This is a genomic window from Rhodococcus sp. NPDC054953, assembly GCF_053609225.1.
Map to the genome: position 1 here is coordinate 242,007 of NZ_JBSGXD010000001.1, position 24,855 is coordinate 266,861.

25 protein-coding genes are annotated in these 24,855 nt (G+C 70.9%); 18 read left to right on the forward strand and 7 right to left on the reverse strand.

What is annotated here, in order from left to right; all coding sequences use genetic code 11:
- The first annotated feature begins 9 nt into the window (after window positions 1-9).
- From tsaB to ACWF62_RS01060, 4 genes are read left to right on the forward strand one after another with little or no spacing between them, the layout of a single operon-like run.
- A complete protein-coding gene (gene tsaB / locus ACWF62_RS01045) occupies window positions 10-660 on the forward strand; it encodes a tRNA (adenosine(37)-N6)-threonylcarbamoyltransferase complex dimerization subunit type 1 TsaB (protein ID WP_378505927.1) in 651 nt (216 codons plus the stop codon).
- Window positions 657-1,145, forward strand: a complete 489-nt coding sequence (gene rimI, locus ACWF62_RS01050) for a ribosomal protein S18-alanine N-acetyltransferase (RefSeq protein ID WP_378505928.1) — start codon at window positions 657-659, stop codon at window positions 1,143-1,145. The genes tsaB and rimI overlap by 4 nt, the downstream gene beginning before the upstream one ends.
- Entirely contained in the window at window positions 1,142-2,194 is a 1,053-nt protein-coding gene (gene tsaD, locus ACWF62_RS01055; protein WP_378505929.1) for a tRNA (adenosine(37)-N6)-threonylcarbamoyltransferase complex transferase subunit TsaD, read from the forward strand. The genes rimI and tsaD overlap by 4 nt, the downstream gene beginning before the upstream one ends.
- The gene (locus tag ACWF62_RS01060) at window positions 2,184-2,753 is read left to right on the forward strand and encodes a potassium channel family protein (protein ID WP_452629241.1); all 570 of its coding nucleotides are present in this window, start codon (window positions 2,184-2,186) and stop codon (window positions 2,751-2,753) included. Before tsaD ends, ACWF62_RS01060 begins: the two co-directional genes overlap by 11 nt.
- A 6-nt stretch (window positions 2,754-2,759) precedes the next feature.
- Here the strand turns inward: ACWF62_RS01060 and ACWF62_RS01065 are convergent, their stop codons facing one another.
- Together ACWF62_RS01065 and ACWF62_RS01070 are read right to left on the reverse strand one after the other, a co-directional pair.
- A complete protein-coding gene (locus ACWF62_RS01065; protein ID WP_378505931.1) occupies window positions 2,760-3,203 on the reverse strand; it encodes an RrF2 family transcriptional regulator in 444 nt (147 codons plus the stop codon).
- A gap of 88 nt (window positions 3,204-3,291) precedes the next feature.
- On the reverse strand, window positions 3,292-5,040 hold the full coding sequence (locus ACWF62_RS01070; RefSeq protein WP_378569738.1) for a TIGR03767 family metallophosphoesterase: 1,749 nt from the start codon (window positions 5,038-5,040) through the stop codon (window positions 3,292-3,294).
- Window positions 5,041-5,281: 241 nt separating this feature from the next.
- Between ACWF62_RS01070 and groES the strand changes: the two genes are divergently transcribed.
- Both groES and groL read left to right on the forward strand, forming a co-directional pair.
- On the forward strand, window positions 5,282-5,584 hold the full coding sequence (gene groES / locus ACWF62_RS01075) for a co-chaperone GroES (RefSeq protein ID WP_378505933.1): 303 nt from the start codon (window positions 5,282-5,284) through the stop codon (window positions 5,582-5,584).
- Window positions 5,585-5,663: 79 nt separating this feature from the next.
- Window positions 5,664-7,280, forward strand: coding sequence for a chaperonin GroEL (gene groL, locus ACWF62_RS01080; RefSeq protein WP_378505934.1), 1,617 nt, complete (start codon window positions 5,664-5,666; stop codon window positions 7,278-7,280).
- A 75-nt stretch (window positions 7,281-7,355) separates the two neighbouring features.
- Here groL and ACWF62_RS01085 read toward each other — a convergent pair whose 3' ends face one another.
- A complete protein-coding gene (locus tag ACWF62_RS01085) occupies window positions 7,356-7,649 on the reverse strand; it encodes a WhiB family transcriptional regulator (RefSeq protein ID WP_378505935.1) in 294 nt (97 codons plus the stop codon).
- Window positions 7,650-8,192: 543 nt separating this feature from the next.
- Here ACWF62_RS01085 and ACWF62_RS01090 point away from each other — a divergent pair.
- The 3 genes from ACWF62_RS01090 to ACWF62_RS01100 all read left to right on the forward strand — a co-directional run bounded on the left by ACWF62_RS01090 (window position 8,193) and on the right by ACWF62_RS01100 (window position 10,665).
- Entirely contained in the window at window positions 8,193-8,996 is an 804-nt protein-coding gene (locus ACWF62_RS01090; protein ID WP_378505936.1) for a hypothetical protein, read from the forward strand.
- A 90-nt stretch (window positions 8,997-9,086) separates the two neighbouring features.
- Window positions 9,087-9,665, forward strand: coding sequence for a sigma-70 family RNA polymerase sigma factor (locus tag ACWF62_RS01095; RefSeq protein WP_378505937.1), 579 nt, complete (start codon window positions 9,087-9,089; stop codon window positions 9,663-9,665).
- On the forward strand, window positions 9,658-10,665 hold the full coding sequence (locus ACWF62_RS01100) for an anti-sigma-D factor RsdA (RefSeq protein WP_378505938.1): 1,008 nt from the start codon (window positions 9,658-9,660) through the stop codon (window positions 10,663-10,665). Before ACWF62_RS01095 ends, ACWF62_RS01100 begins: the two co-directional genes overlap by 8 nt.
- A gap of 64 nt (window positions 10,666-10,729) precedes the next feature.
- Here the strand turns inward: ACWF62_RS01100 and ACWF62_RS01105 are convergent, their stop codons facing one another.
- Complete coding sequence (locus ACWF62_RS01105) at window positions 10,730-11,134, reverse strand: DUF5319 domain-containing protein (protein WP_378505939.1); 405 nt, start codon at window positions 11,132-11,134, stop codon at window positions 10,730-10,732.
- Window positions 11,135-11,423: 289 nt separating this feature from the next.
- On the opposite strand from ACWF62_RS01105, the gene guaB reads away from it, so the two are divergent.
- The 5 genes from guaB to ACWF62_RS01130 all read left to right on the forward strand — a co-directional run bounded on the left by guaB (window position 11,424) and on the right by ACWF62_RS01130 (window position 18,311).
- Entirely contained in the window at window positions 11,424-12,947 is a 1,524-nt protein-coding gene (gene guaB, locus ACWF62_RS01110; RefSeq protein ID WP_378505940.1) for an IMP dehydrogenase, read from the forward strand.
- A 37-nt stretch (window positions 12,948-12,984) separates the two neighbouring features.
- Window positions 12,985-14,124 (forward strand): GuaB3 family IMP dehydrogenase-related protein, encoded by a 1,140-nt coding sequence (locus tag ACWF62_RS01115; RefSeq protein WP_378505941.1) that lies wholly within the window; start codon window positions 12,985-12,987, stop codon window positions 14,122-14,124.
- A gap of 222 nt (window positions 14,125-14,346) precedes the next feature.
- Entirely contained in the window at window positions 14,347-16,098 is a 1,752-nt protein-coding gene (locus ACWF62_RS01120) for an FAD-dependent oxidoreductase (protein ID WP_378505942.1), read from the forward strand.
- A gap of 42 nt (window positions 16,099-16,140) precedes the next feature.
- The gene (gene guaA / locus ACWF62_RS01125) at window positions 16,141-17,727 is read left to right on the forward strand and encodes a glutamine-hydrolyzing GMP synthase (RefSeq protein ID WP_378505943.1); all 1,587 of its coding nucleotides are present in this window, start codon (window positions 16,141-16,143) and stop codon (window positions 17,725-17,727) included.
- A gap of 101 nt (window positions 17,728-17,828) precedes the next feature.
- Window positions 17,829-18,311, forward strand: a complete 483-nt coding sequence (locus ACWF62_RS01130; RefSeq protein WP_378505944.1) for a hypothetical protein — start codon at window positions 17,829-17,831, stop codon at window positions 18,309-18,311.
- 7 nt (window positions 18,312-18,318) lie between these two features.
- On the opposite strand, the gene ACWF62_RS01135 is transcribed toward ACWF62_RS01130, so the two are convergent.
- Window positions 18,319-18,540 (reverse strand): hypothetical protein, encoded by a 222-nt coding sequence (locus ACWF62_RS01135; protein ID WP_378505945.1) that lies wholly within the window; start codon window positions 18,538-18,540, stop codon window positions 18,319-18,321.
- The gene (locus tag ACWF62_RS01140; RefSeq protein WP_378505946.1) at window positions 18,533-19,897 is read right to left on the reverse strand and encodes a PspC domain-containing protein; all 1,365 of its coding nucleotides are present in this window, start codon (window positions 19,895-19,897) and stop codon (window positions 18,533-18,535) included. Before ACWF62_RS01140 ends, ACWF62_RS01135 begins: the two co-directional genes overlap by 8 nt.
- A gap of 131 nt (window positions 19,898-20,028) precedes the next feature.
- On the opposite strand from ACWF62_RS01140, the gene ACWF62_RS01145 reads away from it, so the two are divergent.
- Window positions 20,029-21,342: an ATP-binding protein gene (locus ACWF62_RS01145; protein WP_378505947.1), complete on the forward strand. Its 1,314-nt coding sequence runs from the start codon at window positions 20,029-20,031 to the stop codon at window positions 21,340-21,342.
- Window positions 21,339-22,019 carry a response regulator gene (locus ACWF62_RS01150; RefSeq protein WP_378505948.1) on the forward strand — a complete coding sequence of 227 codons (681 nt, stop codon included), beginning with the start codon at window positions 21,339-21,341 and terminating at the stop codon, window positions 22,017-22,019. The genes ACWF62_RS01145 and ACWF62_RS01150 overlap by 4 nt, the downstream gene beginning before the upstream one ends.
- 40 nt (window positions 22,020-22,059) lie before the next feature.
- Here ACWF62_RS01150 and ACWF62_RS01155 read toward each other — a convergent pair whose 3' ends face one another.
- The gene (locus tag ACWF62_RS01155) at window positions 22,060-23,229 is read right to left on the reverse strand and encodes a serine/threonine-protein kinase (protein ID WP_378569739.1); all 1,170 of its coding nucleotides are present in this window, start codon (window positions 23,227-23,229) and stop codon (window positions 22,060-22,062) included.
- Between the two features lie 219 nt (window positions 23,230-23,448).
- Here ACWF62_RS01155 and ACWF62_RS01160 point away from each other — a divergent pair, with 219 nt between their 5' ends.
- Both ACWF62_RS01160 and ACWF62_RS01165 read left to right on the forward strand, forming a co-directional pair.
- On the forward strand, window positions 23,449-24,213 hold the full coding sequence (locus tag ACWF62_RS01160; protein ID WP_378505950.1) for a hypothetical protein: 765 nt from the start codon (window positions 23,449-23,451) through the stop codon (window positions 24,211-24,213).
- A partial coding sequence (locus ACWF62_RS01165) for a Y-family DNA polymerase (protein WP_452629242.1) occupies window positions 24,210-24,855 on the forward strand: 646 nt, incomplete at its 3' end. The genes ACWF62_RS01160 and ACWF62_RS01165, both read left to right, overlap by 4 nt.

The following is a 24,855-nucleotide window of genomic DNA, read 5'->3' on the forward strand; positions in this document are numbered from 1 at the left end:
TCGATAGCCGTGCTCGTTCTCGCTGTCGATACCGCCACCCCGGCCGTGACCGCGGGGGTGGTTCGCCTCGACGGCGACGCTCCCCGCGCCCTGGCCCACCGGATCACCGTCAATCCGCGTGCCCACGCGGAGGTGCTCACGCCGCACATCCTGGCGTGCCTTGCCGAGTCGGGGCACGGGCCCGCCGACCTGGACGCCGTCGTGGTCGGGGTCGGCCCGGGACCCTTCACCGGTCTGCGGGTCGGGATGGCGACCGGTGCGGCGTTCGGTGACGCGCTCGGGATCCCCGTGCACGGGGTGTGCAGCCTCGACGCGATCGCCGCCGACGCGGCCGCCGAGGATCAGCGGGATCTGTTGGTGGTCACCGATGCCCGCCGACGGGAGGTGTACTGGGCGCGGTACCAGGGCGGGCGCCGCGTCGAGGGCCCCGCAGTGAACCGGCCGGCGGACCTCGAACCGCAGCCGTCGGTGGTGGTCGCGGGGTCGGCGGTGCACGCGGAGCTGTTCGATCTGCCGGTCGTTGCGGTGGCGACCCCGTCGCCCGCCGGGCTGGTTGCGGTGGCCGCGGCCGCGCTGATGGCCGCGGTGGATCCGGAACCTCTTGTGCCGCTGTATCTTCGACGTCCGGATGCCGTCGAGATGGCGGACCGGAAGAAATGAGCGACGCGCTCACCGCGATGCGGCCTGCCGACGCGCAGCGCTGCGCGGAACTGGAGACGCTGCTGTTCGCCGGGGACGGGCCCTGGAGTGCGGACGCGTTCCGCGCCGAGCTCGCGCACCCGCACAACCACTACGTCGTCGTCCGCAGCGACAGCGGCCGGGTGCTCGGGTACGCCGGAGTCGCGTTGCTGGGCAACGCGCCCGACATCGAGGCCGAGGTGCACACCATCGGTGTCGACCCCGAGCACCGTCGGCGGGGTCTGGGAGCGTTGCTCCTCGACGAACTGCTCGGGCTCGCCGACCGGCACGGAGCCCCGGTCTTCCTTGAGGTCCGCACCGACAACGAGGCGGCCATCGCCCTCTACCGGCGCGAGGGATTCGAGATCGTGGGAACCCGCCGAAACTACTACCAGCCCAGCGGCGCCGATGCGTACACGATGCGTCGCCCCGGGGTGTTGATCGAGCAGGAGGAGTCGCAGTCGTGATCGTGATGGGAATCGAAAGCTCCTGCGACGAAACGGGAGTCGGCATCGTTCGGTGGCGGGCGGACGGCACCTGCGAACTGCTCGCGGACGAGGTCGCGTCCAGCGTCGATCAGCACGCCCGCTACGGCGGGGTCGTCCCGGAGGTCGCCTCCCGCGCCCACCTCGAGGCGATCGTCCCGACGATGCGGCGCGCCCTCGCGCAGGCCGGGATCGCGAAGCCGGACGCGCTGGCCGTCACGATCGGTCCCGGACTGGCCGGGGCGCTGCTCGTCGGTGCTGCCGCCGCGAAGGCCTACGCCGCCGCCTGGGATGTGCCGTTCTACGCGCTCAACCATCTCGGCGGTCACGTCGCCGTCGACACCCTCGAACACGGACCGATGCCGCCGTGCGTGGCGCTGCTCGTCTCCGGCGGGCACACCCACCTGCTGCACGTGCGGGACCTCGCCCGGCCGATCGAGGAGCTCGGCACGACGGTCGACGACGCGGCCGGCGAGGCGTTCGACAAGGTGGCGCGACTGCTCGGCCTCGGCTTCCCCGGCGGGCCCGCGCTCGACGCCGCGGCCCGCGACGGTGACCCGAACGCAATCGCCTTCCCGCGCGGCATGACCGGGGCGCGAGACGCGCGGCACGACTTCTCGTTCTCCGGGCTCAAAACGGCGGTCGCCCGCTACGTGGAGTCGAAGGAGCGGGCCGGTGAGCCGGTGTCCATCCCGGACGTCGCCGCCTCGTTTCAGGAGGCCGTCGCCGACGTGCTGACGATGAAGGCGGTGCGCGCCGCGACCGATGTCGGGGTGGACACCCTGGTTCTCGGCGGCGGTGCCACCGCCAACTCGCGGATCCGGTCGCTCGCCGAGGAACGCTGCGCGGCGGCCGGATTGACGCTTCGGATCCCGAAGCCTCGGCTGTGCACCGACAATGGCGTGATGATCGCCGCACTCGGTGCCCACGTCATCGCCGGTGGCGCTGCGCCGTCGCCGCTGACCGTCGCGACCGACCCCGGCCTGTCCGTCACCGTCAGCCAGTCCTCGGTCGCGGGCGATGTCCGCTGACGGGAACGGTGACGTTCCCGGCGGCGGAGCGGGTTTCGCCGCGCTCTCGAGGTCGGCGCAGCGCACGCTGATCCGCCGGGCGGTGCTCCGTCCGGTGCTCACCGCGACACTGCTGGTCGTCGTGTACTTCCTGGTGCCGATGCACGACCTCGCATCGCTGTCCGCGGTGGCCGGGCTGGTGATCGGCCTGCTGGTGGTGACCGCGGTCTTCGGCTGGCAGATCCGCAGGATCGTCACCGCCCGCTATCCGGGGGTGCAGTCGATCGAGGCGCTCGCGGTCTCGGTGCCCACCTACCTACTGGCGTACGCCACCGTCTATCACCTGCTGTCGCAGGCGGCGGTCGACAGCTTCAGCGAGCCGCTGTCCAAGCTGGATGCGCTGTACTTCACCCTCGTCTGCTTCTCGACGGTGGGCTTCGGGGACATCGTCGCCGAGACCGAGACGGCGAGGGCCGTGGTGTCGGTGCAGATCGTCGGGAATCTGGTGCTGCTCGCGATCGGGCTCCGGGTGATCACCGCTGCCGTCCGTGCGGGGCGCCGCCGCAGGGACGCGGCCTGACCTGCCCTACTCCGATCGCGGGACGGAGAGGGTGAGCAGGACCCGGGTGTCGGGTTCGCGGACGAGGTCGTCGATCGTGATGTCGTCGAGGGCGGTGTAGAAGGCGTCCTGCGCTCGGCGCAGTGCGCCCCGCAACCGGCAGCCGTGCCGCAGGGGGCAGGGGGTGGCGCCGTCGCAGGCGACCACCTCGTCGTCGCCCTCGAGGCGGCGGGTGAGCCAGCCGACGGAGGTGCCGCGGGCCCGTTCGGTGATCGAGAGCCCGCCGCCCCGACCGCGGCGGGCTTCGACCATGCCGAGTTCCTTCAGCCGCAGCACCACCTTCGTGGTGTGCGTGTAGGGAATCGCCATCTCTTCCGCGACCTGGCCGGTCGTGAGTCCACCGCCTCCGGGGGCGACGGCCAGGCGCATCATCACGCGCAGCCCGAGGTCCGTGAACTTGGTTAGCTGCACGTGAGCGACGGTATATTACTTGCATTTCGTATTCAACAAATACGAGGTGTGATCTGTGCTGGTCAGCGTGTCGATCCCGGGGCGGTGCTCAGCCGCGCGGGGACGGCAGCAGCAGTTCGGTGTTGTGGTCGCCCGGGCCGCCGAACAGCGCGGCGTCCGCATGGATGTCGTTGAACGACAGCTCCCGGTACAGCGACGCCAGGCCGGCGGGGGAGTGGTCGCCGTGCCGCACCTCGTAGCGGCTGTCGGCTTCGATCAGGGTGGTCAGCAGGGAGATCGTGCCATCCCCGTTGTCGGTGACCTCGATCACCCGCGCGTGCTGCGGGAAGTCGACGTGGGAGGCGGTGTTGATCTCCCAGAAACCCTGCGCGGGCGTCGCACCAGGGTGCGGGGTGATCCGGTTCTGGTGAGTGTGGCCGTTGACCCACCCGAGCACGTTCGGGAACCGGTGCAGCAGATCCACCAGTTCGCCGCCGCCGTACCGGCGTTCGCCCGGATTCTCGGGGTCGGGCAGCAGGTTGTCCATCGTGTCGCTGGTGTGGTGGCTGAACAGCAGGAACCAGGTGTCGTCGACGGCTCGGGAGACGACCCGCCCGTCCCGGTCATGGTGGCGGCTGCTGCCCGCCTCGAGGGTGCGCTCGATCCACCGGAACTGCGCCTCGCCGAGCGAGCCCTCGACGAAGCCTGCGCGGTTGGTTGAGTCCATGCTGATGCCGACCACGCTCGGGAGTTCGGGGACGGCACCGCCGCCGCGCGCGATCTCGAAGGTGTAGTACCCGATGCCGGTCTCGCCGGCGTCGGGGGCGAACCCGTGTCCCACCGGGCCCGGCCCGGTGTTCTCCGGATCGAGGTGCGCGGCGATGAACTGGCGCGGGGTGAACGGTGCCCGGGCCGGGTCCGGGGTGACGATCCGCGGCGGTGTGGTGACCGCGGCAAGCGCGGCGACCAGCGCGCCGGGGTCGGCGCTGGCCGCGCTGCCGATCGCCCTGGCCTGCTCCGAGTTCGGTGATTCGATCTTGAGCCCGCCGGTGTACATCGCCTCCAGCGGGCCGATGCCGCTCGGCACGGTGCCCTGGACCGCGTCGTCGTGGTTGCCGAACACGCAGTACCAGGGGGTGCGCAGGCCGGGGCTGGTGACCGGGCGCAGGGCGGCGCCCAGCAGGCCGGGCATCGGCGGGAACCCGGCACGCTGGTAGCGGTCGGGGAGGTCGGACTCCGGGTTCCAGTACAGCTCCGAGCCCGAATTCTGCACCCCCTCGTAGCGGCCGGCCGCACCCGTGTTCGGAACGAAGGTGCCGCCGTTGAGCGCGGCAAGGAACCAGTTCAGCTCCGCGTGTTCCTTGTTGTCGGTGTTGTCGCCGGTGGTGACCACCGCGTCGAAGTCGCGGCGCGTGTGCGGTCCCCGGCCCAGCGCGTTGACCCGCGCGACCAGCGCGACCAGGCCCTGCGTGGTCAGCGTCTCCTGGGGGCGGAACGCGGACCCGGTGAACTGGTGGACGTACTCGAACCGCATCGGCGACTGTGCGTCCAGGATGTGCAGGTCGGTCAGCTGAACGAGGGCGGCCAGCGCGGTGCGGCGGTCCTCGCGCCCCGGCCTCGGTTCGGCGAGTTCGCCCCGCACGATCATCGGCAGGCCGGGCCCGGCGGTGAGGGTGCGGTAGCCGGCCGCGCCGACCGGGGCGGCGACGGTCTCGAGGGTGGTTCCGGCGATGGCCGCGGTGTCCGCCGCCGCGTACCAGGTGCCCCACGGCGCCCGGCCCAGTGCGCCGACCCCGAGGAGGCCCGCCGCGCCGAGCCCGGCCAGGCCGAGGAAGTCACGCCTGTTCAGGTTCGCCACGGTGCGACTGTAGGGCACCGGAGGGGCGACTCCGCGGATTTCGCCCGCGGCGAAGCCCGCGAGGTGAGCAGTCCGATGTCTTGAGCGCTGGCACTCGCATGTATAGAGTGCTAGTTGGCACCGACCCGGTCCCGGCACCCGCGACGACGGGACCGCGCGAGGCGCCGTATGCGTGCACTACAACCTACTTGCCCGGGGAGCAGCCCTGGGCGCTGGAAACCCCGAAAGTGGAGGGCTCATCGTGGCGAGCGTGAACATCAAGCCGCTCGAGGACAAGATCCTCGTCCAGGCCAACGAGGCCGAAACGACGACCGCCTCTGGCCTGGTCATCCCCGACACGGCGAAGGAAAAGCCCCAGGAGGGCACCGTTGTCGCCGTCGGCCCCGGCCGCTGGGACGAAGACGGCGAGAAGCGGATTCCGCTCGACGTCCAGGAGGGCGACACCGTCATCTACAGCAAGTACGGCGGAACCGAGATCAAGTACGCCGGCGAGGAGTACCTGATCCTGTCGGCGCGCGACGTGCTGGCTGTCATCTCCAAGTAAGCCACGTGCATCCGCCCCGGCGTCCCGACAAGGACCCGGGGCGGATCTCGTCCAGGACCTCCCAGGAGCAACAGCACCCATGTCCAAGCAGATCGAATTCAACGAGACCGCGCGTCGCGCACTCGAGCGTGGCGTCGACCAGCTCGCCGACGCGGTCAAGGTCACCCTCGGACCCCGCGGCAGGCACGTCGTGCTCGCCAAGGCGTTCGGCGGCCCGACCGTCACCAACGACGGCGTGTCCATCGCCCGCGAGATCGAGCTCGAGGATCCCTTCGAGAACCTCGGCGCGCAGCTGGTCAAGTCCGTCGCGACCAAGACCAACGACGTCGCGGGCGACGGCACCACCACCGCGACGGTTCTCGCGCAGGCGCTCGTCAAGGCGGGCCTGAAGAACGTCGCGGCTGGCGCCAACCCGATCGCGCTCGGCGTCGGCATCGCCAAGGCCGCCGATGCGGTGTCCGAGGCCCTGCTCGCCGCGGCGACCCCGGTCGAGGGCAAGGAGGCCATCGCCCAGGTCGCGACCGTCTCCTCGCGCGACGAGGAGATCGGCGGACTGGTCGGCGAGGCCATGACGCGGGTCGGCACCGACGGCGTCGTCACGGTCGAGGAGTCCTCGACCCTGCAGACCGAACTGGTCGTCACCGAGGGCGTCCAGTTCGACAAGGGCTTCCTTTCGCCGTACTTCATCACCGACATCGACGCACAGCAGGCCGTGCTCGAGGACGCGTCGGTGCTGCTCTACCGCGACAAGATCAGCTCGCTGCCGGACTTCCTGCCGCTGCTCGAGAAGATCGCCGAGTCGGGCAAGCCGGTCCTGATCATCGCCGAGGACATCGAGGGCGAGCCCCTGTCCACCCTCGTCGTGAACTCGATCCGCAAGACGATCAAGGCCGTCGCCGTCAAGGCGCCGTACTTCGGTGACCGCCGCAAGGCGTTCCTCGACGACCTCGCGGTCGTGACCGCCGGCACCGTCGTCAACACCGACGTCGGGCTGTCCCTCAAGGACGCGGGCCTCGACCTGCTCGGTTCGGCGCGGCGTGTCGTCGTCACCAAGGACGAGACAACCATCGTCGAGGGTGCGGGCACCCAGGCCGACATCGACGTCCGCGTCGGCCAGCTGCGTCGCGAGATCGAGAACACCGACTCGGACTGGGATCGCGAGAAGCTCGAGGAGCGCCTCGCGAAGCTCGCGGGCGGCGTCGCGGTCATCAAGGTCGGCGCGGCCACCGAAACCGACCTCAAGGAACGCAAGTTCCGCGTCGAGGACGCCGTCAACGCGGCCAAGGCCGCGGTCGAGGAGGGCATCGTCCCCGGCGGCGGTTCCGCCATCGTGCAGGCGGCGCAGGCCCTGACCGAGCTCGCCGCATCGCTGTCCGGTGACGAGGCGACCGGTGTCGAGGTGGTCCGGACCGCGGTCCAGGCGCCCCTGTACTGGATCGCCACCAACGCCGGGCTCGACGGGTCCGTCGTCGTCAGCAAGGTCGCTGAGGCGCCGAAGGGGCACGGATTCAACGCGGCGACCCTCACCTACGGGGACCTGCTCGCCGACGGTGTCGTCGACCCCGTGAAGGTGACCCGTTCCGCGGTCGTCAACGCGGCGTCCGTGGCGCGGATGGTGCTCACCACCGAGTCCGCGGTCGTCGAGAAGCCGGCCGAGGACGAGGACGCAGGCCACGGGCACGGGCACAGCCACTAGGCTCCCCGCGCCGCGGTAGACGCGGCGAACGGCCCCGGACGATCACATCGTCCGGGGCCGTTCGTGTGTCGTGGGTCAGGAGGCGATGCGCTGACGATAGCGGCGGGTGTGCGCCTCCCGCTCCGCCTCGGACATCCCGCCCCAGATGCCGTACGGCTCGCACACCGTCAGGGCGTGGGTGCGGCACTGCGCGAGCACCGGGCACTGCCTGCACATCTCCTTCGCGCGGTTCTCCCGCTGGGCGCGGGCGCGGCCGCGCTCGCCGTCGGGGTGGAAGAACATCGCGGAATCGACGCCGCGGCAGAGTCCGTGCATCTGCCAGTCCCAGATGTCGGCGTTCGGGCCGGGGAGGTGATTCGGTTGCGGCATTCCAGCTCCTGACGTCGGCTCGGGCATTGGCTTCACGGGGCGCCGCGCCGTGCGATCCCGGTGCACGAACTGCCCCGGTGGTCGAAGCGCCGCTGTGAAGGTCGTTCACGTGCGTACTCAATTTCAACGGCAACGTTATAGTCGGCGCGGAAATCGCGTCAACAGTTTCGGTTCGTGGTGATTTACATACCCCGCGACGCGAGAATTAACGATCCGTTCATGGACATTGACACAATTTCGTGATTATCGAGGGCCCCTCGGAGAATCGGGTTCTCGCCCGGCGGATGCCGATATTATTGCAGGTCGCAGCCGATTTCGGGTGGCTCGGACCGGGCATCTCGGCGGGGGCGGGGGAGGTGGGGTCCGCTCGGCGGGGTCGGATCGCGCGGCTGTTGGTTATCGGCAGACGGTTCCGGGAAATGAGTTCAATAATTTTGCAAGTCGAAATCTTAATGTGACCTGAACGGTCGTCGAACCGGCCGGAAACGTTTCGTGACGGACGCGAATCGGGGCCGTCGTGGGGTGCGCTCTACGCTTCACCCCGTGCCAGTGCCGACAGCCGCCGATCTCACCGACATCGCATTCGGGCCAACCCCGGGAGCCGTGCCCGGGCAGGCGCGATCCGCACGCGACCGCTGGCTGCGCGCGGTCGCCCTCGGCGGGCAGGGGCGCTACGCGGCCGCCCGCACCGAATTGGCCGCGGTGCGACGGGAGCGCCCCGGCGCGGTGCTCGCCTCCCTCGCCGCGAGCACCGAGGCGTCCCTGTTGCGTCAACTCGGATGGCATCGGCTCGCGTCCGCGCACGATGGGCGAGCGTTGGCGGTGATCGGCGACGACCGGACACCGTTGGCCGTCGCGGCCCGGTGCGACGCACTGACCGGACTCGCCGCCGACGCCCTCGGTTGCGGTCGAACGGCCCTCGGGTTCCGGCTGCTCGAGCGGTGCGCCGATCTGCTCGACGGGGAAACGGACGAGTCGTTGCTGCGGCAGCGGATCCGGTTGCACTGGGTGAGTGCCGAGATGTTGCTGGTGTCGGGCGACCCGGATCGTGGCCGCCGACACGCCGCGGCCGCGGTCGACCTGGCTGCGGGGTCGCCGTCGGCGCGACACCAGGTCAAGTCCGACCTGCTGCTCGCCGCCGCGGTCAGCGCCGGGCCGGACCCGGCCGCCGCCGTCGACCCGGCGCGGCGGGTGCTGGCCCGGTGCCGCGAGCACGACCTCGTTCCGCTGGAGTGGGCGGCGGCGATGTTGCTCGGCGGCGTTGCGCCCGGACCCGAGGCGGACCTGGCCAGGCAGCGCAGCGCGTCGCGGATCATCCGCGCGGGCGGGCGATTCAGGGAAACGTGAGAACCGGTCGCTATCCTTCACACGTCCCGTCAATCGGCGGGAGCGTCCGGTCGCGCGGGCGCCACTGTAACGCCAGGACACAGTCTGTCGATGAGTAGTACGAGCGAGGAGTTGGACTCAGCCGTCGCTGCGGCAGCGCAGGGCGATCGAGTCGCCTTGTCTCGGGTTCTGGAGTTTGTCCGACCCATGGTCGTGCGGTACTGCCGATCACGGGTCGGAGCCGCGGAGCGGGGACACCTGTCCGCGGACGATGTGGCGCAGGAGGTGTGCCTGGCTGTGATGACCGCTCTGCCGCGGTATCGGGATCAGGGCCGCCCCTTCATGGCGTTCGTCTACGGGATCGCCGCGCACAAGGTGGCCGACGCGCACCGCAGTGCGGGACGCAACCGGGCCGAGTCGATGGCCGAGGTCCCGGACGTCGTGTCGGCCGACGAGGGACCGGAGAAGCTGGCCCTGGACTCCGAGACGAACAGGCAGGTCAAGGCGCTGCTCGGCACGTTGTCCGAGAAGCATCGAGAGATCGTCATCCTCCGACTGGTAGTGGGTCTGTCGGCGGAGGAGACGGCCGCCGCCGTGGGGAGCACGGCGGGAGCAGTACGGGTCGCCCAGCACCGGGCGCTCACGAAGTTGAAGACCGAAGTAGCGAAAGCAGGTGAGATGTATGGCTAGGGGGAGCAAGCGCGGCCACGACAAGTGGACGCGGCGTCACGATGCGTCCGATGCCGATCTCACCGTGCCGCAGGGTGATCCGCTGGCGGACGAGATGCGCGGGCAACCGTTCGATCTCGGCGCAGTGCAACGCGATGACGCCCTGCTCGACGCGCTCGCCGGTGGTGGCGACGTCCCGACCTCGACCGAGGAGGAGTACCGGCTGGCGGCCCTGCTGGCGGGGTGGCGAGCCGAGATCGTCGGTCCCGATCTGCCGGCAGGACCGACGCTCGACGAGGCCGCGGCCGCGGTCGATCGGGAACGCGGCGACCAGCAGGCGCCGCGGCGCGGACTTCGGCTGCTGCGCCCGATTGCGGGTGCGGCCGCGGCCATCGCGGTCGTGATGGCCGGGGTGACCGTGTTCTCCTACAACGCTCAGCCGGGGGATCCGCTGTGGCGGGTCAAGGAGGTCGTCTTCACTCAGCGCGCCAACTCGACGGTGGCGAGCATCGACACGACGAACAACCTCGAAGAGGCGGAACGGATGATCAAGTCCGGCAACCCGCAGGGTGCGATCGCCGTGCTGGAATCCGCGAGCAAGCGGGTCGGGGATGTGAGCGACACGGACAAGCGCGACGAGCTCAACGCCTGGCATGACCGGCTGATGGCCGACATGGGGAAGACCACCACCACGACCGCGCCGCCCGGCACCACCACCTCGGTGCCCGGGGCGACGACCACCCTGCCCGCCGTGCCGCCGACGTCGCTGCCGGGCAGCGCAGTCACCACCAAGCCCTCGGTCCCGCCCGAGATCCTGATCGCACCGGAGGTGCCGAGCCAGCCGCCGGTGACGACGGCTCCGCCGATCACGACCGTCCCGCCGGTCACGACGGTCCCGGAGCCGACGGTCGTCGAGCCCGCGCCGACCACGGCATCGTCGACGTCGAGCCGCGTCGTCACGCCGATGACGGCGACCATCGAGACTCGGCCGCTCACGCCGGACACCTCGCCCTCTGGCTAGCCCGCACCAGCACACGAGAACGGCCCGACACGTCACGCGTGTCGGGCCGTTCTCGTGCCGTGCGTCAGGCGTCGAAGGCGTCGCCGTGCAGTGCCTCGTTCATCGAGGCGTCCGCGTACCCACGGCAGTAGTCCCAGGTCACGTACGCATCGGGGACCGGGTCGTATGCCGGTTCGTGGGGGCGGACGGTGCCGTCGACGAGCAGCTGCAGCAGGTTCGCGCGCAGCATGTCCCAGTCGTGGTAGTGGTCCTGCTGGCAGTCGTCGCAGCAGACGACCAGGCCGCGGATCCCGCGGTGCGCGAGCAGTGCCTCGTAGACGGCGAGATCGGCGAGGTCCTCTTCCACGGCGAGGCGCTCGTGGGGGTCGAGGGGCTGTCCCGGCTCGATCGCATCCAGTGCGGCGGAGGGGTCGGAGGGGTCGCCGGCGAACGGGTCCGGCGGCAGACCGGGGGGCAGTTGATCACGCACAGGTCCCACGGTACGCAGCGCGGGGCCCTCCGCGCCACCCGTTACGGCCCCGGTGACGCCCGTAGGGTCACCGGGTTCGCCCGCGTCCTCGCGCAGCCGATACCATGGTGAACGGTCTGAGGGAATACATCGCCGGGGATCGAGCATTGTTTCAGTCCCAAGAAACCGCGACGCATCGGCAGGCACCAGCGGCGCGCAGTGGGTACCCCACTCGGCGCGGCTGGGTCACTTCACGCAAGGGCCGACGATCCAGCGCAACCGACGTTCGAAGGAAAGGTTCGAAAGCCGCATGACAAATTCCGGAGGGCACGTGCGCACCGGCGGAGACCGCCCCGACAAGGTGGCGATGCTCGGACTCACCTTCGACGACGTGCTGCTGCTTCCCGCGGCATCGGACGTCATCCCGAGCAAGGTCGACACCTCCAGCCAGTTGACCCGCACGATCCGCCTGAACGTGCCGCTGGTCAGTTCCGCGATGGACACCGTCACCGAGTCCAGGATGGCGATCGCGATGGCCCGCGCGGGCGGGATGGGTGTGCTGCACCGCAACCTGTCGACCGAGGCGCAGGCCGCTCAGGTGGAGACGGTCAAGCGCTCCGAGGCGGGCATGGTCACCGACCCGGTCACCTGCGCGCCGTCCGACACCCTCGCCGACGTCGACGCGATGTGCGCGCGATTCCGGATCTCGGGTCTGCCGGTCACCGACGAGCAGGGACAGTTGGTCGGCATCATCACCAACCGCGACATGCGGTTCGAGGTGGACGAGAACCGGCCGGTGTCGGAGGTGATGACCAAGGCGCCCCTGATCACCGCGCAGGAGGGCGTGACCGCGGAGGCCGCGCTCGGCCTGCTGCGCCGTCACAAGATCGAGAAGCTCCCGATCGTCGACGGTCGGGGCAAGCTCACCGGGCTGATCACGGTCAAGGACTTCGTGAAGACCGAGCAGCACCCCAACGCGACCAAGGACCGGGACGGACGCCTGCTTGTCGGCGCCGCGGTCGGTGTCGGCGACGACGCGTGGGCCCGCGCGATGGCCCTCACGGACGCGGGGGTCGACGTGCTCGTCGTGGACAGCGCGCACGGCCACTCGAACGGGGTGCTCGGCATGATCGCCAAGATCAAGGCCGAGGTCGGGGACCGGGTCCAGATCATCGGCGGCAACGTCGCGACCCGCGACGGGGCGCTGGCGCTGGTCGAGGCGGGCGTCGACGCGGTCAAGGTCGGTGTCGGACCCGGCTCGATCTGCACCACCCGCGTCATCGCCGGTGTCGGTGCACCGCAGATCACCGCGATCCTTGAGGCCGTCGCGGCGTGCAAGCCGCTCGGTGTTCCGGTCATCGCCGACGGCGGTCTTCAGTTCTCCGGCGACATCGCCAAGGCCCTCGCGGCCGGTGCCTCCACCGCGATGCTCGGTTCCCTGCTCGCGGGCACGGCGGAGTCACCCGGCGAGATGGTCCTCGTCGGGGGTAAGCAGTTCAAGAGCTACCGCGGCATGGGTTCGCTCGGCGCGATGCAGAGCCGCGGCCAGGGCAAGTCCTACTCGAAGGACCGCTACTTCCAGGACGACGTCCTCTCCGAGGACAAGCTGGTCCCGGAGGGCATCGAGGGTCGGGTCCCGTTCCGCGGCCCGCTCGGCTCGGTGATTCATCAGCTGACCGGCGGCCTGCGCGCGGCGATGGGGTACACCGGGTCGACCACGATCGAGCACCTGCAGGAGGCGCAGTTCGTGCAGATCACCGCGGCCGGGCTGAAGGAGAGCCACCCGCACGACATCACGATGACGGTCGAAGCGCCGAACTACGCGGCCCGCTAGCCACACACCCAACTACACATCGAAGAAAGGGGCGCGCGTGCGCGACCTCGTTGAGATCGGTATGGGCCGAACCGCCCGTCGCACCTATGAGCTGGACGACATCGACATCGTCCCCTCCCGCCGGACCCGGTCGTCGAAGGAGGTGTCGACGGCGTGGCAGCTCGACGCCTACCGGTTCGACATTCCGGTGCTCGCGCATCCGACCGACGCCCTCGTCTCGCCGTCCTTCGCGATCGAGCTCGGCAAGCGCGGCGGCCTCGGCGTGATCAACGGCGAGGGGCTGTGGGGTCGGCACGCCGACGTCGACGCCACGCTCGCCGAGCTCGTGCACCTTGCCGAGTCGGATGCCGACCCGGACGCGCCGATCCGGAAGCTGCAGGAGCTGCACGCGGCGCCGATCCAGCCCCACCTGCTGGCCGCCGCGGTCGCGCAGGTGCGGGACGCGGGCGTCACCACCGCGGTGCGGGTCAGCCCGCAGAACGCCCGCGCGTTGACCCCGGACCTGCTCAAGGCGGGCATCGACCTCCTCGTCATCCACGGGACGATCATCTCGGCGGAGCATGTGGCGAACGGGGCCGGTGAGCCGCTGAACCTCAAGACGTTCATCTCGGAATTGGATGTACCGGTCGTCGCGGGCGGCGTGAGCGATCACCGCACCGCCCTGCACCTGATGCGCACCGGTGCCGCGGGTGTCATCGTCGGCTACGGCTCGACCGAGGGCGCGACGACCACCGGTGAGGTGCTGGGGATCGGGGTCCCGATGGCGACCGCGATCGCCGACGCCGCCGCCGCGCGCCGCGACTACCTGGACGAGACCGGCGGGCGCTACGTGCACGTCATCGCCGACGGCGACATCACCACCTCCGGTGACCTGGCCAAGGCGATCGCCTGCGGCGCCGACGCCGCGGTGCTCGGTGCGCCGCTCGCCGCATCGGCCGAGGCGCCGGGCGGGGGATGGTACTGGCCGTCCGCCGCCGCGCACCCGTCCGTGCCGCGCGGTGCGATGCTGCCGGTCGGGTTCGGTGACCGCCCGAGCCTGGACCGCGTGCTGACCGGCCCGTCGGACGACCCGTACGGGTCGCTGAACCTGGTCGGCGGCCTGCGCCGGTCGATGGCGAAGGCGGGCTACTCCGATCTCAAGGAGTTCCAGAAGGTCGGGCTCAGCGTCCGCGCCTGACCCCCGCGCTCCGCACCACCGACCACGACAGACCCCACCCCCACCGAGTGAACGGAAGCGTTCAGTCGATCAGATCGAGCGAATGTTCCGTTCGCTCAATCGCCAAAGGGGTGGGGTCTTTCTGGTACTTATGGTTACGCTAAGCCGCACCCTGTGGGGTCGGTCACAGATCCCGGGTGCATACTGGCGAGTAACCAAGAGGTTCACGGTGGAGGTCTCCTGATGGGTAAGCGTGCGACGGATTTCGACGTCCTGATCGTTGGCTCCGGATTTGGCGGCAGCGTCACGGCGCTGCGGCTGGTCGAGAAGGGGTACCGGGTCGGGATCCTCGAGGCCGGACGCCGGTTCGCGGACGCGGACTTCGCGAAGACCAGCTGGGACCTCAAGCGCTTCCTCTGGGCACCCGCCCTCGGCTGCTACGGGATCCAGCGGGTGCACCTGCTGCACGACGTCCTGATCCTTGCTGGTGCCGGCGTCGGCGGCGGCTCCCTCAACTACGCGAACACCCTCTACAAGCCGCCGACCTCGTTCTTCCAGGACCCGCAGTGGCGGGAGATCACCGACTGGGACGCGGAGCTCACGCCGCATTACGAGCAGGCGAGGAAGATGCTCGGCGTCGTGCAGAACCCGCACATGACGCCCGCCGACGAGATCATCAGGTCCGTCGCCGATGACATGGGCGTCGGCGATACCTTCATCCAGACCCCGGTCGGGGTGTTCTTCGGGGAGCCGGGCGCGACGGTCGACGACCCCTACTTCGGCGGTGTCGGACCGGCCCGCACCGGCTGCATCGAGTGCGGTGAATGCATGACCGGCTGCAGGCACGGGGCCAAGAACACCCTCGTCAAGAACTACCTCGGCCTCGCGGAGCTGGCCGGGGCGACGATCGTGCCGATGACGACGGTGGACTCGCTGCGCGAGGCGGCGGACGGCACCTGGGAGGTGCGGACGCATCGCACCGGCGCGAAGGTCCGCCGCCAGCAGCGGACCTACACCGCCCAGCATGTCGTCCTCGCCGCGGGCACCTGGGGCACCCAGCACCTGCTGCACCGGATGAAGGACACCGGCGCGCTGCCGAGGCTGTCCGACCGGCTCGGCGAGCTGACCCGCACCAACTCCGAATCCATCGTCGGTGCGGGGAAGATGAAGGTTGATCCGGCGATGGACCTCACCAGGGGCGTCGCGATCACGTCGTCGTTCCATCCCACCTCGGACACCCACATCGAACCGGTCCGCTACGGCAAGGGCTCCAATGCGATGGGCCTGCTGCAGACCCTGATGACCGACGGCGGGGGTAGCACGCCGCGCTGGGTGAAGCTGCTGAAGATCATCGCCGCGAACCCCGCGCAGATGCTGCGGATGCTGTCGGTGAAGGACTGGAGCGAGCGGACGATCATCGCGCTCGTCATGCAGAACCTCGACAATTCGATCACCACCTACACCAAGCGCGGCCTGTTCGGTCGCCGCAAGGTCACCAGTAGGCAGGGGCACGGGGAGCCGAACCCGACCTGGATCCCGGCGGGCAACGAGGCGACCCGGCGGATCGCCGACAAGATTGACGGCGTCGCGGGCGGCACCTGGGGCGAGGTGTTCAACATCCCGCTCACCGCGCACTTCCTCGGTGGGGCCGTCATCGGATCGGATCCGGGTCACGGGGTCATCGATCCCTACCACCGGGTGTACGGGTATCCGACGCTCAGCGTGGTCGACGGATCCGCGGTGTCGGCCAATCTCGGGGTGAACCCGTCCCTGACGATCAGTGCACAGGCGGAGCGGGCGGCGTCGCTGTGGCCGAACAAGGGGGAGAAGGACTCTCGACCCGAGCAGGGGCAGGCGTACCGGCGGATCGAGCCGGTGGCCCCGAACGCCCCGGTGGTTCCGGCCGGGGCCCCGGGCGCGCTGATGCTGCCGATCACCCCGGTCCGTCCCGGTGTCGAGCCGACGCAGGAACCGTCGGGCACCGGGGCGGCCTGACCGCCGATCCGGGTGGGCGCGGCCACACATTAGACTGGGCGGGTGGCAGACACCCAGCATTCCGGCCCCAGCCAGCAGAATCCGGTCCTCGTCGTCGACTTCGGTGCGCAGTACGCGCAGCTGATCGCACGCCGGGTCCGTGAGGCCAGCGTCTACTCCGAGGTGGTGCCGCACACGGCGACCGTCGAGGAGATCGTGGCCCGCAAGCCGGCGGCGGTGATCCTGTCCGGCGGACCGTCCAGCGTGTACGCCGACGGCGCGCCGAAGCTTGATCCGCGGCTGTTCGACCACGGCATCCCGGTCTTCGGCATCTGCTACGGCTTTCAGGCGATGGCCGGCGCGCTCGGCGGCACCGTCACGCACACCGGTACCCGGGAGTACGGCCGCACTCAGCTCAGCGTCGACGGCGGCATCCTGCACGAGGGCCTGCCGACCACGCAGCCGGTGTGGATGAGCCACGGTGACGCGGTCACCGACGCCCCGGACGGCTTCGAGGTGACCGCCACCAGCGCGGGCGCCCCCGTCGCCGCGTTCGAGGACCGCGCGCGCCGACTGGCCGGTGTTCAGTACCACCCGGAGGTCCTGCACTCCCCGCACGGCCAGCAGGTGCTGACCCGCTTCCTGCGGGAGATCGCGGGCATCGCCCCGACCTGGACCGCCGCGAACATCGCCGAGGGTCTGATCGAGCAGGTCCGGGCGCAGGTCGGCGACGGCAAGGCCATCTGCGGCCTGTCCGGCGGCGTCGACTCGGCGGTCGCGGCCGCGTTGGTGCAGCGCGCGATCGGCGACCGGCTCACCTGCGTCTTCGTCGACCACGGGCTGCTCCGGGCAGGCGAGCGCGAGCAGGTGCAGCAGGACTTCGTCGCGTCCACCGGCGCCAAGCTGATCACCGTCGACGCCGTCGACACCTTCCTCGGCGAGCTCGACGGCGTGTCCGACCCGGAGGCCAAGCGCAAGATCATCGGCCGCGAGTTCATCCGCAGCTTCGAGGGCGCCGTCAGCGAGGTGCTCGGCGAGTCCGCCGCGCACGGCGAGGCCGTCGAGTTCCTGGTGCAGGGCACCCTCTACCCGGACGTCGTCGAGTCCGGCGGCGGCACCGGCACCGCCAACATCAAGAGCCACCACAACGTCGGCGGGCTGCCCGAGGACCTGCAGTTCGCCCTCGTCGAGCCGCTGCGGCTGCTGTTCAAGGACGAGGTCCGCGCCGTCGGCCGCGCCCTCGGTCTGCCCGAGGAAATCGTTGCGCGCCAGCCATTCCCGGGCCCGGGCCTGGCGATCCGCATCGTCGGCGAGGTGACCCGCGAGCGTCTCACCCTGCTGCGTCAGGCGGACGCCATCGCCCGCGAGGAGCTCACCGCCGCTGGCCTGGACGGCCAGATCTGGCAGTGCCCGGTGGTGCTGCTCGCGGACGTGCGTAGCGTCGGCGTCCAGGGCGACGGCCGCACCTACGGTCACCCGATCGTGCTGCGCCCGGTCTCCAGCGAGGACGCGATGACCGCGGACTGGACCCGGCTGCCCTATGACGTCCTCGAACGCATCTCCACCCGGATCACCAACGAGGTGCCGGACGTCAACCGTGTCGTGCTCGACGTGACCAGCAAGCCGCCGGGAACCATCGAGTGGGAGTGAGCCCGACGCACTGACCTCGCGGGCCCCGATCGGCGTCGACGGCACTGGCCGTCGGCGCCGATCGGGCGTTGACTGGGGGGAGACGGTATGGGAGGCGTGTGATGAAGACGAATCCACGCAATGGATGCAGGCGGCTGCTCGGCCTCGCCGCCGCGAGTGTGTTGGTCGCCGTCCCGATGGTGGTGGCCGGAACCGCGGTGGCCTCGGCCGCTCCGACGGCCGCTCCGGCGATCGTTCAGGTGCGTGCCGACACCCACAATGACAATCCCCAGTGGAACAACAGCCACAACAAGGGGTGGAACCACAACAAGGGTCGCGGTGACGGCTGGAACAACAACTGGACCGAGAACGAGAACCTCGGCGGGGCGGGCACCGGCAACGGTCTGCTCGGCGGCGGCGGTCCCCTGGGTGAGCAGGGACCGCTGAATCAGGGACTGATCTGGGGAAACGAGGGCGGGGTACTCAACGGCGGGGGAATGCTGCCCGGATTCCCCGGTGGTGGCGGGATGGGCCTGTTCGGTGGTGGCGGCATGTTCGGCGCCTTCCCGGGCGGCGGCATGCTGTTCGCGCTTCCCGGCATCTGAGCCCCGCCTACTTCCGGCGGCCCGGGGCGATCACCAGCACGACCCCGACGACGACGGCGGCAAGCACCAGCACCCAGGTGAACTGCCAGTCGCCGAGCGCGCCGAGACGGTCCGGCCCGACCAACGCCCACAGGGCGACCAGCAACGCGGCCAGCCCCGACAGCAGCAGGGCCGCGGACGGGCGTCGGCTGGTGCCGGTCGTCGCTCCCGATTCGATGTTCTCAGCCACGACGAACCTCCAGGTCTCCAATGCGGCCATCCATGTTCAGGGTCAGGACCGGGCCGTCGGTCCCGTCGGAGCCGCCGCTCAGTCCCTCCGGGAGGCACCGGACGTCGCCGATCGCGATCGAGCAGTGGTTGACGACGTTCATGTTTTCGGGAACCAGCACCGTGAAGGTGCCGACCCCCGCCTCGACGGCGACGGTCTTGTCCTCGGTGAGCGTGACGCCCCGCAGGTCGAGCACGAAGTCGCCGAGCTCGCTGGTGTACTCGGGTTCAAGGTCCGCCGCGGTCAGCGGTGTCCAGGTGCGACTGCCGACATTGTGGCTGCTCCAGTCGATCGGACCGATCAGGGAGGCGAGGACGACGAACCCGGCCAGCGGGCCCGTGACAACGAGGAGCCCGTAGCCGCGGCGCAGGAACGCGCCGACGACCATGCCCGCTCCGATCACCGCCAGCCCCACCGCGCCGATCCGGCCCGGCGTCATCCACGTCCCATCGGTGGCGGCGCCTATCGCCCACGCGGCAACCGAGGCCAGGATCGCGAGGCCGATCACCACCGACGTCAGCCGGGACTTCGGCCGGGACCGCGGTGCAGACACGGGCGCGGGGGCGGGTGCGGGCTCGGGCAGGTCCCACGCGAACGGGGCGACGCCGAGCGGGTCCCACGCCGGGGGGTCGGTGGGGCCATGCTCCCGAGGATCGGCCGCCGCGGCCGGGGCAATCGGGTCCGGCGTCGATGACCCCTGCGGTTCGCCGGGAGGCGGTGTGGGAGTGCTTGCGGCCGTTGTCGATTCACTGTCCGGCTGATAGCTCTGCGGGAGGGTCGTGAACACGCCCGGTGCGGTGTACTGGCCGGTCGCGGGCCCGACCGTGCCGGGGAAGCCGGACGCGGGTTGCGTGATACCGAACCACGGGTCGGTGCCCGCGGGCAGCGCAGGCGGTTCCGGGCGGCGCTGAAACAGCAGCCACAGCCCGCCGAGCATCAACGCCATGCTGATCAGACCGGACCCGCCGAAGTTGACCCCGATCGGGCCGAGGGTGCTCACCGCGATCAGCAGCGCGACCACCAGCACGATGGTCTTCGTTCCCGACTCGGAGCTGTGCCCGCGTCCGACCAGGGACTCGGCGGCCGAGGTGGGGTCACCGGCCCGCGGCAGCAGCAGCCAGCCGGCGAGATACAGGACGATGCCCGCGCCGCCGAACAGGGTCGAGACCACGAACGCCACCCGGACCAGGACCGGGTCGACGTCGTACCGGTGACCGATGCCCGCCGCGACCCCGGCGACGGGCCCCTGCCGGGGCAGCCGCGCGGGCCGGGTTCGCCACAACTGGTTCAGCTGCTCGGAGAAACTCGGTGTGCTCATGCCCACCATCGTCGTGGCCGGCGCACCGCCAGCACATCAGGGATGAACCCTGATCTTTCGGTGCTTGCCCGGTGCGGTATCAGGGTCCACCCTGATGCGCCCCCGGGCGCGATCGTGCCACGATCGAAGATGTGCAGCCGATTCCGCGTGTCCAGGTCCCGGGTGAGGTGACCCATCCTCGCCTCGAGCGCCGTGTCGGTGGTCGGGTGATCGGCGGTGTCGCCGGTGGCGTTGCCGACCATCTCGGGGTCGACGTCTTCAAGGTCCGGGTCGCGTTCGTCCTGCTCGGTGGGCTCGCGGGTGCGGGCATCGTCGCCTACGGACTGCTGTGGATCTTCACCCCACCCGGCAGCGACACCGAACGGCCGAGTCCCGCCGAACGGCGCAGGGCCCTCGGCCTCGCTGTGCTCGGCCTTGCCCTGTCCGGGGGACTGGCCCTGCTGGTCAGCGGCACCGCAGCGGAGGTGCTCGTCCCGGTCGCGGTGGTGGCCGTCGGCGCGGCCCTTGTCTGGCGCGAGTACGACTCGAATGGGCCCCGCTCGGTGTTCGGGCTGCCGCAGGGGTCGACGGTGCTCACCTGGGCGCGGGTGCTCGGCGGGATCTCCCTGATCGTGCTGGGCCTCGGCGTCGTGGTGCTCGCCCAGGTGGACCTGGCGTCGCTGCAGTCGTCGCTGCTCGCCGCCGTCGTCACCCTCGTCGGCATCGGGTTGCTCACCGTCCCGCTGTGGCTGCGACTGTGGCGGGACCTCGGCAAGGAGCGGGCGGCCCGCATCCGCAACGAGGAACGCGAGGAGATCGCCTCGCACCTACACGATTCCGTCCTCCAGACCCTCGCGCTGATTCAGAAGCAGTCGGACCGCCCGCAGGAGGTGCTGCGGCTTGCCCGTGGGCAGGAACGCGAACTGCGTCGATGGTTGTTCGGTGAGGGGGAGGCCGCGCACGCCAGCCTCGCCGAGGCACTGCGCACCATCGCCGGTGAGGTCGAGGACCAGCACGGCATCGCGGTGCAGACCGTGACCGTCGGCGATGTGCGACTCGACGTCCCCGAGGAGGAATCGGGTCTGCCGAAGGAGGCCGTTGCCGCCGTCCTCGGTGCCACCAGGGAGGCGCTGGTCAACGCCGCCAAGCATTCCGGCGAGTCCACCGTCGACCTGTTCGCGGAGGCGGAGGCCACTCAGGTCAACGTGTACGTGCGCGACCGTGGCGTCGGCTTCGACCCGGCCGCGATCCCCACCGACCGGCAGGGGCTGGCGAAGTCGATCCGGGCGCGGGTCGAGCGTCGCGGCGGCGACGTCTCCGTGGAGTCCGCGATCGGACGCGGAACCGAGATCCGGATCGGGATGCCGTTGGGTGGTCCGGAAACCGGCGACGACGCTGACCTAGAGTGGTCGAAGCAGGCCGAACCCCCGAGCAGCAGCGCAACCCCGAAGGAGCAGTACAGGTGACGTCGTCCGCAGGGCCCGGGGTGGGCACCCCGGGCACCGCCTTTCGGGTGTTCCTGGTCGACGATCACGCGGTCTTCCGTTCCGGGGTGCGTGCCGAACTCGCGTCGGAGCCCGACATCGAGGTGGTCGGTGAGGCGGGCGGGGTCGCGGAGGCCGTCGCGGGCATCAACGCGTCAACGCCGGACGTGGTGCTGCTCGACGTGCACATGCCGGACGGCGGTGGGGTTGCCGTGCTGCGGGCGATCGAGCCCGGCCCGGTGTGCCTGGCGCTGAGCGTCTCCGACGCAGCGGAGGACGTGATCGCGGTGATCCGTTCGGGTGCCAGGGGCTACGTGACGAAGACGATCTCCGGGCACGAACTCGCCGACGGGGTGCGCAGGGTCGCGGGCGGGGACGCGGTGTTCAGTCCGCGGCTTGCCGGTTTCGTTCTGGACTCCTTCACCGGACGGTCGACGGCACCGGAGCCGCCGCTCGATCCCGAACTGGATTCACTGACCCCTCGGGAACTCGAGGTGCTTCGTTTGCTTGCCCGCGGCTACACGTACCGCGAGATTGCCGAGACGCTGGTGATCTCGGTGAAGACGGTGGAGACCCATGCATCGAACGTGCTTCGAAAGACGCAGCAGTCCAACCGGAATGCCCTGACGCGCTGGGCGCATCGCCGCCGGATCGAGTGACGCCGGACCGGCTGCCGCCGGAGCCGCGTTGCCATCGCGGTCAGGCGACGAGCGCGACGACCAGGATCACGATCAGCAGGGCCGCGACGACCAGCGCCGCGATCAGCGGGACCGGGATGCCGGGGCCGGGGCGCTTCGGCTCGAACGCCGGTGGTTGCGGACGTTGCTGACTCGGCCGGTGCACGGACTGCAGGGGCACCGGTTGCGGGACGGCAGTCAGCCCGCCGGAGGTGCTCGACGGGAGGCGGCGGCCGGGCCGGGGCGATCCGCCCGATGCGCCCCGACGAGCCCAGAACGGAACCGTCCCGTCCGGCTCCCGCAGCGGCGCGTCGAGGACGTAGGCGATCCCGTTGTCGGTTCCTGCGGCACTGCGCGCCAACAGATCCCGGGCCTCGATCATCGTGGGGCGCCGCGCCGGATCGGGTTCGAGCATGCGCAGCAGCACGTCAGTGAGGGCGCCGCTGCGGACCGGACGCATGATCTCGGCCTTGGCGACCCGGTGCAGCAGCGCACGGGTGTCCTCGTCGATGCCGAACGGCGGCTGCCCCTCGGTCGCGGTGAACAGTGTTGCGCCGAGCGAGAATACGTCCGACGCCTCGGTTGGATCGGCGCCGCGGGCCACCTCGGGCGCGAAGAAGGCGGGGGTGCCCGCGATCACCGAGCTGCGGGCGGTCTGGTCCTCGCCGCGCGCGCGGGAGATGCCGAAGTCGCTGATCTTGACGGTGCCCGCGTCGGGGCCGCGGTCGGCGATCAGGATGTTGCCCGGTTTGACGTCGCGGTGGATGATGCCCGCGGCGTGCGCCTCGGCGAGGGCGGCGGCCACCTGCGCGCCGATCTGGGCGACCTGCGGCGGGGGCAGCGTCTCGGTGACGCCGAGTGCCTGCGCGAGGCTGCGGGAGGGCATGTACTCCATCACCAGCCACGGATCGTCGCCCTCAAGGGTGACGTCGTACATGGCGATGGCGTGCGGGTGGGACAGGCGCGCGGCAAGCCTGCCCTCACGCATGGCGCGGGCCCGGACCTCGGCGGCGACCTCGGGGGTGAGGTCGTCGGGAAAGCTGATCTGCTTGAGGGCGATCTCGCGGTCGAGGAGGGTGTCGGTGGCCAGCCAGACCGACCCCATGCCGCCGCCGCCGAGTTTCGAGCGCAGGCGGTGCCGGCCGGCCACCAAATGGTCCGGTCCGACGATGCGCTGCCCCTGATCCGCCACACCGTGAGGGTAGTCGACCCGCCGACGGCGCCCGCGTTCGGAGCCGTGAGCAGCGGTTATCTCACGCCTTGACGGGGTCGACGGAGTCGGCTTTACTGAGCATGTTCGAATAAATGTTCGATAATGTTCTGGTATCTGCTGGCCCCGCGTCTTCCCCACGGTGGTGCCACGGCCTCGTGAGTCGTGTGTCGAGTTGCGTGCGTGGACGGAGTTGGAGTGGTGGGTGGGACGGGTCTCGCCGCCGACCTGGCCGGGTTGTCCCGGCAGGAGCGGCTCGAGCAGTTGCGGCGGCGGATGGCAGCGGTGCCTGCACGGGGCGAATCGGTGGCGGCTCGACCGGATCCCGTTTCCGGGTCCGATGGGCGCGGCCGTCCGGTGCTCCCGGTGCCGTCGGTGCTGGCGGGCCTGCTGCCGCACGGGGGGCTCCCGCGCGGGTCGGTGGTCACCGTTGCGGGTGCTGGCTCCCTACTCGTTGGGTTGCTGGCCGAGGTGACGGCCTCCGGTGGGAACGCGGCGGTGATCGGTCAGCCCCGTCTCGGGCTGCTTGCCGCGGCCGAGATGGGTGCCGAACTCGGCAGGCTGGCGGTGATCCCCGACCCGGGACCGGATCCCGTCGAGGTGGCGGCGGTGCTGCTCGACGGGCTGGATCTGGTGGTGCTGGGACTCGGCGGGATGGTGGTGCCGCCGTCGCGGGCCCGGGCCGTGGTGGCCCGGGCCAGGAGCAAGGGCGCAACGCTGGTGGTCGCCGGTGGGCGGTGGAGCGGGGCGGAGATACGGCTCGACGCCACCATCCGAGGCTACGACGGGCTGGGAGGCGGAACCGGACGGCTGCGCGGGCTGCGACTCGCTGTCGGCGCCGAGGGGCGGGCCTTCGGGCGGCGGACCGCGTGCGTCGACCTCTGCCCCGGCCGGGGCAGGGTGGAGTGGACCGCCGGGGCCGATGTCGCGCGGCGCAGGCCGGAGTTCGAAGGCGGCGTGGCGTGAGCGCCGGGGGATCGCGGGTCCTTGCGCTGTGGTGCGCGGACTGGCCCGCCGTCGCCGCCGCCGCGACCGCGGACCTGTCGCCCGCCGAACCGGTGGCGGTGATGTCCGGGAACCGGGTCGTCGCGTGCTCGGCGACCGCGCGAGCCGAGGGCGTCACGCCCGGCCTGCGGAGACGGGACGCGCAGGCGCGGTGCCCGCGGCTGCACGTGCTGGCCGCGGACGACGGCCGCGACGCCCGGGTATTCGAGCCGGTGGCGGCCGCGGTGGACGCGGCGGCGCCCGGGGTGGAGGTGCTGCGCCCCGGACTGCTGGTTCTCGCCGCAGGCGGGCTCGCCAGGTACTTCGGGTCGGAGGAGGCCGCTGCCGAACGGTTGGTCGACGAGGTGGCGGCGGTCGGGGTGGAGTGTCAGGTCGGTGTCGCGGACGAGTTGTCCACCGCGGTCGTCGCGGCCCGGCGGTCGGCGCTGGTGCCGCCGGGGTCGGGGGCGCGCTTCCTCGCGCCGCTTCCGATCGGGGAACTCGCCGCCGAGCCCGCCTTGGCGGCCGGGAGCCGTGCCGACCTGGTCGACCTGCTGCACCGGCTCGGGGTGCGAACGGTGGGGGCGTTTGCCGCGCTGACCCCGGTCGCGGTGGCCTCCCGGT

What these genes read in the sequence shown, in the direction of transcription:
- rimI (WP_378505928.1), top strand. Translation starts at nt 657, where the DNA reads ATGAGCGACGCGCTCACCGCGATGCGGCCTGCCGACGCGCAGCGCTGC.
- ACWF62_RS01060 (WP_452629241.1), top strand. Translation starts at nt 2,184, where the DNA reads ATGTCCGCTGACGGGAACGGTGACGTTCCCGGCGGCGGAGCGGGTTTC.
- groL (WP_378505934.1), top strand. Translation starts at nt 5,664, where the DNA reads ATGTCCAAGCAGATCGAATTCAACGAGACCGCGCGTCGCGCACTCGAG.
- ACWF62_RS01085 (WP_378505935.1), bottom strand. Translation starts at nt 7,649, where the DNA reads ATGCCGCAACCGAATCACCTCCCCGGCCCGAACGCCGACATCTGGGAC.
- ACWF62_RS01095 (WP_378505937.1), top strand. Translation starts at nt 9,087, where the DNA reads ATGAGTAGTACGAGCGAGGAGTTGGACTCAGCCGTCGCTGCGGCAGCG.
- ACWF62_RS01100 (WP_378505938.1), top strand. Translation starts at nt 9,658, where the DNA reads ATGGCTAGGGGGAGCAAGCGCGGCCACGACAAGTGGACGCGGCGTCAC.
- guaB (WP_378505940.1), top strand. Translation starts at nt 11,424, where the DNA reads ATGACAAATTCCGGAGGGCACGTGCGCACCGGCGGAGACCGCCCCGAC.
- ACWF62_RS01120 (WP_378505942.1), top strand. Translation starts at nt 14,347, where the DNA reads ATGGGTAAGCGTGCGACGGATTTCGACGTCCTGATCGTTGGCTCCGGA.
- ACWF62_RS01130 (WP_378505944.1), top strand. Translation starts at nt 17,829, where the DNA reads ATGAAGACGAATCCACGCAATGGATGCAGGCGGCTGCTCGGCCTCGCC.
- ACWF62_RS01140 (WP_378505946.1), bottom strand. Translation starts at nt 19,897, where the DNA reads ATGAGCACACCGAGTTTCTCCGAGCAGCTGAACCAGTTGTGGCGAACC.